The organism is Rhizobium sp. 05L429, from assembly GCF_056397645.1.
Map to the genome: position 1 here is coordinate 17,120 of NZ_JBFTNV010000003.1, position 12,134 is coordinate 29,253.

Sequence of the window (12,134 nt, forward strand, 5' to 3'; positions counted from 1 at the left end):
CGCCGCTGGCCTGTGCGCTTGTTAGAAGACCCTGCCGAAAAAGACAATATTAGATAGAAATCAATCCGTCGGCACAACCTATAGAATTTGCGACCGTGCCTCGTTTGAGATGGCTAACTCTGTTGCGACCTGTTCGGCTTGCGTGCGGATATCGGGCACGGCGGTGATTTCCCAGAACTGACCGGCCGTCAGAGCGCCGACGGCATAGAGGTTCGTTTGCACCACACCCTCAGAATTCAACGCCTTCGAATTCCGGTCGACAGAGATTCCGAGGCCAAGCGGATCGGCGGCGACGAAGCCTTGCCGGCGCATCTCCTGCAATAGCGGCGAATGCGCCAGCCCGGCACGTTCCATACCGGTGCAATTGACGATCCAATCCACATTAAGGATATCGATCCTACTGCTTCCTCTCTTGCGATATTCGATATCAATCCCTTCGCCGGCGTCGGTGAGCGTTTTGAGATAGCCGGCGTGAAATGCGATGACGCCCTGGTGTCTCAAACGCTGAAAACTGTCATAAATGTCCGGCGCTACGCGATGACGGTAGACATTCCACCATGGCAGGGCATGCCGCAGAAAGCGCGACCGCTCCGCGGGTGCAAGACCTTGCCAGATCGCCTGCGTTCTCGGCCGCAGCCCATCCATGACGCTTCGCCATGGAGTTCCGGATCGGACCTGCCTCCGGATCCCTCGCAGGATCTGGCTAAGCGTCGCTGTCTTTGTATCGATCTCGACGATTGCTGGCGGTTTGGGATCGCGCGCATGTCCGTGCGGTGCAAGTCCGCGTCGCGAGAGAACATCGATATGACCGCGATGTCCGTGTGAGCGAAGCCCAAGAACCTGATCGATCATGGTAAGGCCCGAACCCAGGATACAGACGCGGTCCTGCGGACCGACCCGTGTCAGCCAGGACAGGCGCCAGGGATTGTCAATGACATGCGAACGCGTACCAAGACTGAGACCTGTAACATCGACAGGCAATTTCGCATTGCCCAATCCGAGACAGAGTACGACCTGGCGACCGGCGATTTCCCCGCCGTGTTCCAGCAGGAAGCCGAGCGCGCCCGTATAGCGTTCGACACAGCCTGTGGCCTTGGACCTGATGAAATCGACGCGGCAACGGGCTTGATGCCGCAGGAGATCTGCGAGCGTGTCCCTGACATAAAGGCCATAATCGCTGCGCGAGGCAAAATCGGCATCCCGCGACGGCCGGTTCTTGCGACCAAGCCATTCCACGAAGTCGGCTGGTCTGTCCGTAAAGAGGCTCATTCGCGCTGCCGGAACGTTCAGGCGGTGGAGATGCATTTCGGTGCGATAGGCCGTGCCTCTGCCGAAGCCCGGATCGTCACCGATGACGGCGATGGACGCCGTCGGCGGAAGTTTCCGGACAAGATTGCAGACGACTGCTATCGCAGAGAAGCCGGAACCGACGACAACAACATCATAAATCAAGCGTTCATTCCATGATTGGCCGCATGAGCACTGATCAATCTAGCGCAGGACGACGAGTTGTCACGGTCCGAAGCATCGCCGCTTCAAGTGTTTATTCCGGGCCCGTTTTCCGCTGCTGGCAAATGCCGGCATCTCAGCCATCCGCCTTCGAAGGGCTGAAAGCTGCCCGTTCGATACCATGGCGCTGCAGCTTGTCATAAAAGGTCTTGCGCGGGATGCCGAGTGTTTCGATGGTCCGGCGTACGTCGCCCTCATTGCGGATCAGTGTCTCGCGGATGATATCTGCCTCATAGCGATCGATCCTCGCCGGCAGAGGCAGGAAGGCCTGTTTGTCCTCTCCCCCGTTTTGCTCGGGCTCCGCCGGCGTAGTTTCAAGGCCAAGCACGAATCGCTCGGCAAAATGCGAGAGCTCGCGCACATTTCCCGGCCAATCATGCCCTTTCAGATGACGATGCAGTTCTGGCAAAGCCGGGGGCACCGGACGCCTGAAGCGGTTGGCGGCGCGTTCGGTGAAGTGGGCAAAGAGAAGCGGGATATCATCGCGCCGGTCCCGCAAGGGTGGGATGCTGATCGTCACGACATTGAGGCGATAGTAGAGATCCTCACGAAAATCACCGCGTTCACGCGGATTGCCGAGATCGACCTTGGAGGCGGCCACGACACGCAAGTCGACGGGCCGGACCTCGTTGGTGCCAAGCGGCATGACTTCGCGCATTTCCAGCACACGCAGCATCTGCACCTGTGCGGAAGCCGGCATGCTCTCAATTTCGTCGAGGAAGAGCGTCCCGCCGCTCGAATGTTCGATGCGGCCGATGCGCTTCTTCTGGGCGCCGGTGAATGCACCCGCCTCGTGGCCGAAGAGCTCGCTTTCGATCACCGTTTCTGGCAGGGCGCCGCAGTTCAGCGCCACAAAATTGCCCTTTGCCCGGCGGCTCCAGCGGTGCAGCAGGCTCGCCACCACCTCCTTGCCGCTGCCGGTTTCGCCGGTTACCAGCACGTCGACATCCGTGTCGGCGATCTGCCGGAGCGTCCGTCGCAGGCGCTCCATGGCCGGTGTCTGGCCGATCAGTGGCAGGTCTCCCTGGGCCTGTTCGGCTGCCTCGCGAAGCGAGCGATTGTCGAGCACGAGCCCGCGCTTTTCAGCCGCCCGATGCACGCTCTGCGCCAGCCGATCCGCGGCGAAGGGCTTGGTGATGAAATCATAGACGCCATCCTGGATCGCCTTTACGGCCATCGGGATATCGCCGTGCCCGGTGATCAGGATCACCGGCAGGTCTTGGTCCAGTTGCCGTATGCGGTCGAAGAGTTGCAGCCCGTCGACCTGGGGCATGCGGATATCGGACACGACGACACCGGAGAATTCCGGATTCAGCTCCTTCAATGCTTCCGTAGCGGCAGAAAAGGTCGAAACGGAGAAACCGGCAAGCTCCAGCGTCTGCTTCGTCGCCTTCAGGAGATCCTTGTCGTCATCGATAAGGAAGACCGGGATCATATCGCTCATGCCTGTGCTTTCTGCAGATGGATAGTAAAGCGTGTGCCGCACGCATTGCTTTCGACGTCGATGCGGCCACCGTAGTCGGAAACGATATCCTTGGAGATGACCAGCCCGAGGCCGAGGCCCTGTTCCTTCGAGGTGTTGAAGGGCGAAAAGAGTGAGCCGAGGATGTCTTCCGATATGCCGGGACCGTTGTCTGCGACAGTCACCGCCACCGCGCTGTCCGTCTCCTCGCAGAAGATATCGACCTTTGCTCCCTCCCTGCCGTCCAGCGCTTCCAGTGCATTCTGGAAGAGGTTGATCAGCACCTGCTCCAGACGGATGCGGTTTCCACTCACCTTCAGATCGGCCGGCGGCAGCCTGATATCAAGCGCGTCGAGCCGGCCGGCAAAACGGCTACGTAGCAACACGAGCGCGCCTTCGATAACGGCCCGCAGTTCCACTGGCTCCGCCGCAGTCCGACCCTTGCGGGCAAAGGCTTTAAGCTCCTCGGTGATGGTTCCTATACGCTCCGTCAGGCCGGCAATCGCATCGAGATTGTCATCGGCCGAGCCCGGCTGCTGGCGTTTGAGGAAAGTGCGGGCATTGTCGGCATAGGCGCGGATGGTCGCCACCGGCTGATTGATCTCGTGCGCCACGCCGGCAGCGACCTGCCCGAGAATCGCCAGGCGGTTTGCCTGCACAAGTTCCTGCTGAACCACCTGCAACCTGGCTTCGGTCGCGCGGTGATCCGATATCTCCGCCTGCAGCCGGTCGCGGGCGCGGCTGAGATCGTCCGTCCGCTCCAGCACCCGTCGCTCAAGCTCTTCGCGCGCGGCCCGCTCGGTCGCAATGCGCATGACGGCGACCTGGCGACGGCGCAGCAGGAAGGTCATGATCGCAAGCACCGGAATGAGGCCGGCCAACGTCAGTAACCGCCATTCGCGCACGGAAGAGGCCACCGGCGCTTGGGTCGGCACCAGATATTCGAGTTGCCATGAGGTCGAAGGCACGTCCGTGCGCAGCCGCAGGAACTCGTCCTCCCCGCCTCCCGGCAGGATGGCATGCACGATTGCCGCCCCGGGCCTCAGCGCCTGCCTCTCGACAATCGGCAATGGCACCAGCGGCGCCTCGCCGAATTGCAGGCTGCTCCTGATCGCCGCGACGCTGTCCTGCGGCAGGAGTTTCGTTGTCATGAAGCGCCATGAGGGCAGACTGGTGATCAGCACGACCCCATGCTCATCGGTGACATAGGCCGGCCGGGCTGCGTCGCGCCAGTCGGATTCCAGCTGGTCGAACTCCATCTTGACGACGACGACGCCGAGCGGTGCCGCCGCATCCCCCACCCGTCGGGAAATATAAAGACCGGGCTTGTTGCTGACATTGCCAAGAGCGAAATGCTCCGCCGTGCCCGTCTCCATCGCGCGGCGGAAATAATCACGGAAGGAATAGTCGTTGCCGACAAAGCTCAAGGGTTCCTGCCAGTTGCTGGAAGCAATCGCGACGCCGTTCTTGCCGGTCACATAAAGAACCGAGGCACGGGTGCCGGTAACGAGGCTCCCGAGCTTGCGGTCGAGCCCAATGACGGCGTCATTCCGTTCTGATGACAAAGCGTCACGCACCTGCTGATCATCTGCAAGGAGGAGCGGCAGAGCCCGCGGCCCTTCGAGCACGGCGCGCAGCAACGCCACCTTGAGATTGGCATCCGTCTGCCCCTGATCCTCCAGTGCTGCAATGGCCTGCAGGCGGCCATAAATGCCGGCGCCATAAAGTTCCATTCCGATCAATACCGCAGCGAGCGCTACGAAGATCAGCCAGAAGGACCGGGCGCGCCGGCGTAGCTGCTCAGGCGTCAGGAAACGTTCGGATGCGGTCAGCTGGAGCATAGCAACATTGTGCATGTTTTCGCACGATCGGCAAATCACTTTGTGCGAAATTCCGCACCTTTGAACCGAATTCTCCATTGCTCCAATAATAATATCAAACACTTATCCCCATTTGGGAAACTGGCACGCGCGTTGCAACTGCGTACTCAGCAGTCGGGAGGCTGTTTGACCATCATGACTTGCCCGCCGCCTATTTGGCGCTCGGCATAGCGGAGGATACCATGGATATCGCAATGAATGCCGCCGAAGCGCGCGGCAAAACTCCCTTTTACCGGCACCTGTATGTGCAGGTGCTTGCCGCCATCGCCGCCGGCATTCTGCTTGGCCATTTCTATCCTTCCCTCGGCGCTTCGCTGCAGCCGCTCGGAGATGCCTTCATCAAGCTCGTGCGCATGGTGATCGCGCCGGTCATTTTCCTGACTGTCACCACCGGCATTGCCGGAATGTCTGATCTCAAGAAGTTCGGCCGCGTGGTCGGCAAGGCGCTCGGTTATTTCCTCGTCTTCTCGACGCTGGCGCTTGTCGTCGGCCTCGTCGTTTCCAACGTGTTGCAGCCCGGCGCCGGCATGCATATCGATCCGGCGACGCTGGATACGAAGGCGGTCAACAATTATGCCGCCCAGGCCCATGATGCGACGATCGTCGGCTTCCTGATGAACATCATCCCGGATACGATCGTCGGCGCCTTCGCCAAGGGCGACATTCTGCAGGTGCTGTTCTTCTCGGTCGTCTTCGGCATCGCGCTCGGCTCCGTCGGCGAGCGCGGCAAACCGGTGCTCGACTTCTTCCAGGTTCTGACCGCTCCGGTCTTCCGCCTCGTCGCGATCCTGATGAAGTTCGCGCCGATCGGTGCCTTTGGCGCCATGGCCTTCACCATCGGTAAATATGGTATCGGCGCGATCGCCAACCTCGCCTTCCTGATCGGCACCTTCTATCTGACGTCGCTGCTCTTCGTGCTGGTCGTGCTCGGCGCAGTCGCCCGCTACAACGGCTTCTCCATCCTGGCGCTGCTCCGCTATATCAAGGAAGAACTGCTGCTGGTGCTCGGCACGTCGTCGTCGGAAGCCGCCCTGCCCGGTCTGATGAACAAGATGGAGCGCGCCGGCTGCAAGCGCTCGGTCGTCGGCCTCGTCATTCCGACCGGCTATTCCTTCAATCTCGATGGCACCAACATCTATATGACCCTGGCAGCGCTCTTCATCGCCCAGGCAACGGATACGCATCTGAGCTTCGGCGACCAGATCCTGCTGCTTCTGGTGGCCATGCTGAGCTCCAAGGGTGCCGCAGGTATCACCGGTGCCGGCTTCATCACGCTTGCCGCGACACTCTCGGTCGTCCCCTCGGTTCCGATCGCCGGCATGGCGCTCATCCTCGGTATCGACCGCTTCATGTCGGAATGCCGGGCACTGACGAACCTTGTCGGCAATGCGGTTGCAACCATCGTCGTCGCCCGCTGGGAAAACGAACTCGACCAGACCCGTTTTGCCGCCGCGATGGCGGGCGACCTGCGGGATGAGAGCGATCTGCTTGCCCTGGCGGCACAGCCCGCCGAATAGGCACTGACAAGACAAATCCGCCGCCAATCATACGATCGGCGGCGGATTTTTTGATTTCGACGGTCCGGGACACGCCCAGCCGCCAGCAATCTCTCCGAATCAAAGCGCGAGACCGGTGCCTCGGTCGAAGATATGAACCTGTTCGCTGGCAATATTGGCCTCGAAACGGGCGCCGTAGCGGGCAGCATAAGCTCCATCCACTACGGCAGTTACAGATTGGCCGGCAAGATCGAAGACGACATGCGTCTGGGCGCCGGTTGGCTCGACGAGCAGGGTCTGCCCGGCAAGCACGTTTCCCTCTTTGCCATCAGGCGTCAGATGCTCGGGGCGCAGGCCGACAGTCACCGCCTGGCCGGGACGGACCTTGCGGTCCGGAGCGATGCGGATGGCAGTTCCATCCGAAAGACGCGCGGCCGGCTGACCGTTTTCCCCGTCCACCGTGCCGTCGAGCATATTCATCGCCGGCGATCCGATGAATGCGGCAACGAAGAGGTTGGCCGGTTTCCTGTAGAGTTCGAGCGGCGTACCTTGCTGCTCTACCCTACCCTGATTGAGCACGACGATACGGTCGGCAAGCGTCATCGCCTCGATCTGGTCGTGCGTGACATAGATCGAGGTTGTCCTGACCTTCTGGTGCAAAGTCTTGATTTCCGAGCGCATCTGTACACGCAGCTTGGCATCGAGGTTGGACAGCGGCTCATCGAACAGGAAGACGGCAGGGTTTCGCACGATAGCGCGGCCCATGGCGACACGCTGGCGCTGGCCGCCGGAAAGCTGGGCCGGCTTGCGGTCGAGAAGCTGGGCGAGATCCAGCATTCGGGCGGCCTCGGCGACGCGGGCCTCGATCTGCGGTTTCCCCACACCGGCGAGCTTCAGATTGAAACCCATATTTTCCGCGACCGTCATATGCGGATAGAGCGCGTAGGACTGGAAGACCATGGCGATGTTGCGTTCGCGGGGCGTCATGCCGTTGACGACAGCGCCGCCGATCGCGATCTCGCCGTCCGTGATCTCCTCCAGGCCGGCGATCATCCGCAGCAGCGTCGATTTTCCACAGCCGGACGGTCCGACGAGGGCGACGAACTCCCCATCCTCGATGTCAAGCGAAATGCCGTGGATGACGTCGACGGCGCCATAGGCCTTGCGAATATCGTTCAGTGAAACAGATGCCATGATAACACCTCCAATGGCTCGGCTCAGGACTTCACGGCGCCGGCGGTCAATCCGGCGATGATGTGTCTCTGGGCGACGAAAAAGACGATGATGGTGGGCAGGATGGTGAGCGTGATGAAGGCCAGCACCAATTGCCACTCCGTGCCGTATTCGCCGCGATAGACCATGATGCCGAGCGGCCAGGGATATTTGGATTCCGAGTTCAGCATGATCAGCGGCAGGATGTAGCTGTTCCAGCTGCCGACGAAGGAGATGATGCTGACGGTTGCGACGATCGGGCGGGAAAGCGGCAGCGAGATATGCCAGAAGAAGCGCAGATAACCGCAACCGTCGACAAAGGCTGCCTGGAACAATTCTTCCGGGAGGTTGCGGAAATAGTTGCGAAATAGCAGGATGCTCATGCCGAGACCGAAGGCCACCTGCGGCAGCACCACCCCCCAATAGGTATTCAGCAGGCCGAGATCCCGGATGCGGATGAAGAGCGGCAGGATCGCAGTCGCCGCCGGAAACATCAGCCCGAGCAGGAAATAATTGAGCAGGAAGGACGAGCCGAAGAAGCGGACATGGGCAAAGGCGAAAGCCGCCATGGACGAGACGATCAGCGTCAGAAGCACCGTGAGGGCTGCGATGACAAGCGAATTGCCGATCTGCAGCCAGTAACGTTCGCCGAAGAGAATGTCCGTGTAGTTCGACCATTGCCATTCCGTCGGCAGGCCGAATGGGTTGGTGCGCAGGTCGCCCAGCGTCTTGAAGCCGCCGAGCGCGGTCGTCAGCAGCGGCACAAGCACGATCGCCGCGATCAGGCTGAGCGATACGTAGAGATAGATGCGGGTGGACGTGCTCATGCGGATGGAAGAGCTCATATCAGTCATGGCGCATGAATATCCTTTTGTAACCGAAGGCGAGCGTCACGCAGATGACGAAGAGCACGACGCCGACGGCGCTGCCAAGGCCGACCTGCATGCGCATGACGCCATAGGTGTAGAGGAAGGTGACCATCGTCTGGGTGGAGTTGGACGGCCCGCCGCCGGTCAGCGGCATGATCATGTCGAAGAGCTGCAGCGAGCCGACGACGGCAAAGAAGATGGAGAGACGCAGGGTTGAACCGAGCAGCGGCAGCGTGACGTAGCGGAATTTCTGCCAGCCGGTGGCGCCGTCGATTTCGGCCGCCTCCAGCACGCTCTTGTCGACGGATTGCAGGCCGGCGATGAACAGCATCATGTGAAAGCCGAAATATTTCCAGACGATGACCCCGAGCACCGCATAGATCGCCACGTCCTTGTCGGCGAGCACGTAAGGGTTGGCAAAGCCGAAGAAGTTGGAAATGGCGGCAAACAGGCCGTAATCGCCGTCATAGACGAAGCGCCAGATGAGGCCCGCGGCAACGTCCGCCAGCACATAGGGCAGGAAGAAGATCAGGCGATAGCCGACGACCCCCGGAATGCGGTGGGCAAGCATGGTGGCCAGCCAGATGGCGAGAGGCACCTGGATGCAGATCGAGATGACGATGATCAGGCCGTTATTGACCAGCGCCTGGGTGAAAGCTGCATTGCGGAATAGAACCTGGAAATTGCGGAGCGCGATGAACTCGGTCGGCGTGCCGTAGCCGTTCCACTTGTAAAGGCTGTACCAAGCCGCCTCGCCCATCGGCATGATGACGAAGAGCGTGAAGAGCAGCAGCGCCGGCGGTAGAAAGAGCAGCAGCACCGTCAGCCGGTCGTGTGCGACCGAACTCCTGCTGTTTGCGGCTCGTCTTGCCGGCCTTGCGGCACTCGATGTCGGTAGGACTGAAATATTGGCCATGTTCCTGCTTTCGTATCTCGTCGGCAGCAATGCCGGCGCTCCGCTTCTGGCGAGAGCGCCGGGAAGGTCTGCGGGCGCTGGTTATTGCTCCAGTTCGAAAGCGTCCTGGATCATCTGGGCGCCGTCCTTGGAATTCATCTGTCCGGAGACGATTTCCACCGACACGTCGTTGACGACACGGCCGACGGCCGCACCGAGATCCTGGTCGAAAAAGTTCTGATGCCAGGTGGAACCCGCAAGCTGTTTTGCCGATTCGGCAAGTAGCGGGTTGGTGACGCCGTCATCGGCGCCAGCGGCAACGGGTAGAAGCATGCCCAATTTGGCCATCGCCCGCTCGTTCTCCGCATTCGTCAGGAAAGCGAGGAAATCGATCGCTTCCTTCGATGCCTTCTTGGTGACGGCCCAGCCGTTCAAGCCGCCGAGCGTATCGGTTGGCTTGCCGGCGCCGCCTTCGACCGTCGGGAAAGCGAAGCGGCCGATATTGTCGGGTGCGAGACCCTTGCCGTCGCCGGCATTCTTGCGCTGGTTGGCCTCCGTCGCTTCAAAGCCAAGGATGATTGCAGCCTTGCCGTCACCGAAAACGCCAAGCGCCTGCGGCCAGCTCGAACCGAGATAGCCGGGCTGGAAAGGTTCGAGCTTGCCGAGTTCGGCAAGATCGTCACCGGCCTTGATGATCGACGGATCGAGGAAACCTTCGCCTTCGCCGTTCTTGGCCGCTTCGAAGACCTTCTGTCCGCCTTCCCGCATGACGAGATAGCTCCAGTAAAAGTGGATAGGCCACTTCTCGCCGCCACCGCCCGCGATTGGCACGATACCGGCCGCCTTGATCTTCTTCACCGTGGCGAGAAAATCGGCCCAGTTCTTGATGTCCTCGGCTTTGACGCCGGCCTTGGCAAACAGCGCCTTGTTATAGAAGAAGCTGACCAGCCCGACCTTGTAGGGGATCGCCCAGGTCTTGCTGTCGAAGGTCAGGCCGTCGACCGAAGCCGGGGTATAGGCATTGCGCAATTTGCCGCTATCGGCGTCGAGAGCCGTCGTCACGTCCTGGAGCGCGCCCGTCTCGGACTGCTGCTTCAAGACGCCGCCGCCCCAGCTGAAAAAGAAATCCGGCACGTCGTCAGACTGCAGCAATGTCGGAAGCTTGGCCTTGAAGGCCTCGTTTTCGAGGAACTGCATCTGGATGTCGACGTCGGGATGCTGGGCTTCGTACTTCTTGACGATCTCCTCCCAGGCCGCGACGTTTTTCGGATCGAGTTCGAGATGCAGCCACTTGACCACCGTCGTCGCGGAAGCAGCACCCGCTCCTGCCAACAACATGCCGGCCGTTACGGCCATGGATACGATCCGTCTGCCGCCGAAGGTGGCGTTCTTCAACATAAAATTCATGATTTTCCTCCCAGGGGCCATGTCCTCACAATTTTTCCCCTATGCGGATTAATTCAACGGAGCTTTTGCCCGATGTCAACCCAACTGCCGTATTTTTCGTCAAATTCGCTTGACAGCCATCCGCACTTGCCTGTTATTTATTTCGTAACCCGTTAAAAATATTGGGGCACCTGCTCCAACAAATTGATGCCTGGCTCGTTTTCATGAAGACTGCAGATCCCGAACTAATGCGTGCGATCAACCGCTTGAACGTGCTGGACACGATCCGGCGCCATGGTCCGATCTCTCGTATCCAGATCAGCGAGCGTACGGAGCTTTCGACGACGACGGTTTCCGCCATCACTGCCTCGTTGCTCGACGACGGGCTAATTCTGCCGCGTCATGAGGGCGATATCCGCAATGAAGCCGTGCGTGGAAGGCCCCGCGTGATGCTGGAGCTCAATCCGGATGCCGCCCGCGTGGTTGGGGCTAAGATCGCGGCCAGCCGCATGGTTTTCGCCGTCACCAATTTCCGTGGAGACGTGCTCTCCAAGCTGACGCTGCCGATCCGCATCGATCGTCAGCCGATCGCTGTCATTGCCGACCTGATCGAGGATGCCGTGCGGCGTTGCGTCGTGGATATCGGCCTATCGCTCGATGATATTGACAGCATCTGTCTGGCACTTCCCGGCGTTATCGAGCACCGTACCGGCCATATTCGATCGAGCCCGATCTTCCGCGACGTCAATATTGATTTTGCTGCAGAAATGTCGGCTCGCCTGTCGACTCCGACGATCATCGAGAGCGATGCGCATGCCATCACGCTCGGCCATCACTGGTTCGGCAAGGCTCGTGATCTGGAAGACATGGTGCTGATTTCGCTGGAGCAAACGCTCGGCCTTGGCGTGCTGCACGACAACCAGCTTTTCCGCGGCGCCGGCGGCCTCAGCCACAATCTGGGCGATCTCGTTCTCGGCATGGGCCAGCAAGGTGTGGTTCGCCTTTCCAGTCAGGCCGGCGAAAGTGCAATCCTCGGCGAGCAGCAGGCCGATGGCCGGTTTGCCGAAGCGGTGCGTCTTGGCCGCGGCATGACCCATGTAAAGGCTATGATCCAGGCCGATGACGACCAGTTGATCAGCGCGGCCATGCGGGCCGGCGAAGCGGTGGGGCTGACCATCGCCAATATCGTTACCTTGTTTGCGCCGCCGCGGGTTATTCTCGTCGGCTCGTCGCTTGCTCTCGGCGAGCCTTTCCTCAATAGCCTGCGCGATGCCTATGCACTCGCCATTCCGCCCTCGCTCAAGGGCGTCAGTGAACTCGTCTTTGACGATTCGACCGACGATTTCTGGGCGCAGGGTGCCGCCGCCGTTGCCCTTTACGAACTCTATGAATCGCCCTGGAGCACCACCGGGCCGGCGCTTTAAC

General features: G+C 60.5%; 9 protein-coding genes. 2 read left to right on the top strand and 7 right to left on the bottom strand.

What is annotated here, in order from left to right; genetic code table 11:
- Nucleotides 1-78: 78 nt before the first annotated feature.
- The 3 genes from AC1DNW_RS03385 to AC1DNW_RS03395 form a co-directional block, all read right to left on the bottom strand.
- Nucleotides 79-1,452 carry an FAD/NAD(P)-binding protein gene (locus tag AC1DNW_RS03385; RefSeq protein WP_477851873.1) on the bottom strand — a complete coding sequence of 458 codons (1,374 nt, stop codon included), beginning with the start codon at nt 1,450-1,452 and terminating at the stop codon, nt 79-81.
- A gap of 133 nt (nt 1,453-1,585) precedes the next feature.
- Entirely contained in the window at nt 1,586-2,953 is a 1,368-nt protein-coding gene (locus AC1DNW_RS03390) for a sigma-54-dependent transcriptional regulator (protein WP_477851874.1), read from the bottom strand.
- Nucleotides 2,950-4,827 (bottom strand): sensor histidine kinase, encoded by a 1,878-nt coding sequence (locus AC1DNW_RS03395; RefSeq protein WP_477851876.1) that lies wholly within the window; start codon nt 4,825-4,827, stop codon nt 2,950-2,952. The genes AC1DNW_RS03390 and AC1DNW_RS03395 overlap by 4 nt, the downstream gene beginning before the upstream one ends.
- Before the next feature lie 206 nt (nt 4,828-5,033).
- Here AC1DNW_RS03395 and AC1DNW_RS03400 point away from each other — a divergent pair, with 206 nt between their 5' ends.
- Complete coding sequence (locus AC1DNW_RS03400; protein ID WP_113300339.1) at nt 5,034-6,368, top strand: dicarboxylate/amino acid:cation symporter; 1,335 nt, start codon at nt 5,034-5,036, stop codon at nt 6,366-6,368.
- A 99-nt stretch (nt 6,369-6,467) separates the two neighbouring features.
- Here the strand turns inward: AC1DNW_RS03400 and AC1DNW_RS03405 are convergent, their stop codons facing one another.
- The 4 genes from AC1DNW_RS03405 to AC1DNW_RS03420 form a co-directional block, all read right to left on the bottom strand.
- Nucleotides 6,468-7,541, bottom strand: a complete 1,074-nt coding sequence (locus AC1DNW_RS03405) for an ABC transporter ATP-binding protein (protein WP_477851877.1) — start codon at nt 7,539-7,541, stop codon at nt 6,468-6,470.
- Nucleotides 7,542-7,564: 23 nt separating this feature from the next.
- Nucleotides 7,565-8,413: a carbohydrate ABC transporter permease gene (locus AC1DNW_RS03410; RefSeq protein WP_115037551.1), complete on the bottom strand. Its 849-nt coding sequence runs from the start codon at nt 8,411-8,413 to the stop codon at nt 7,565-7,567.
- Complete coding sequence (locus tag AC1DNW_RS03415) at nt 8,406-9,344, bottom strand: carbohydrate ABC transporter permease (protein ID WP_113300342.1); 939 nt, start codon at nt 9,342-9,344, stop codon at nt 8,406-8,408. Before AC1DNW_RS03415 ends, AC1DNW_RS03410 begins: the two co-directional genes overlap by 8 nt.
- A gap of 81 nt (nt 9,345-9,425) precedes the next feature.
- Nucleotides 9,426-10,730, bottom strand: a complete 1,305-nt coding sequence (locus AC1DNW_RS03420; protein ID WP_477851879.1) for an ABC transporter substrate-binding protein — start codon at nt 10,728-10,730, stop codon at nt 9,426-9,428.
- A 203-nt stretch (nt 10,731-10,933) separates the two neighbouring features.
- Here AC1DNW_RS03420 and AC1DNW_RS03425 point away from each other — a divergent pair, with 203 nt between their 5' ends.
- The gene (locus AC1DNW_RS03425; protein ID WP_113300422.1) at nt 10,934-12,133 is read left to right on the top strand and encodes an ROK family transcriptional regulator; all 1,200 of its coding nucleotides are present in this window, start codon (nt 10,934-10,936) and stop codon (nt 12,131-12,133) included.
- The last annotated feature ends 1 nt before the right edge of the window (nt 12,134 follow it).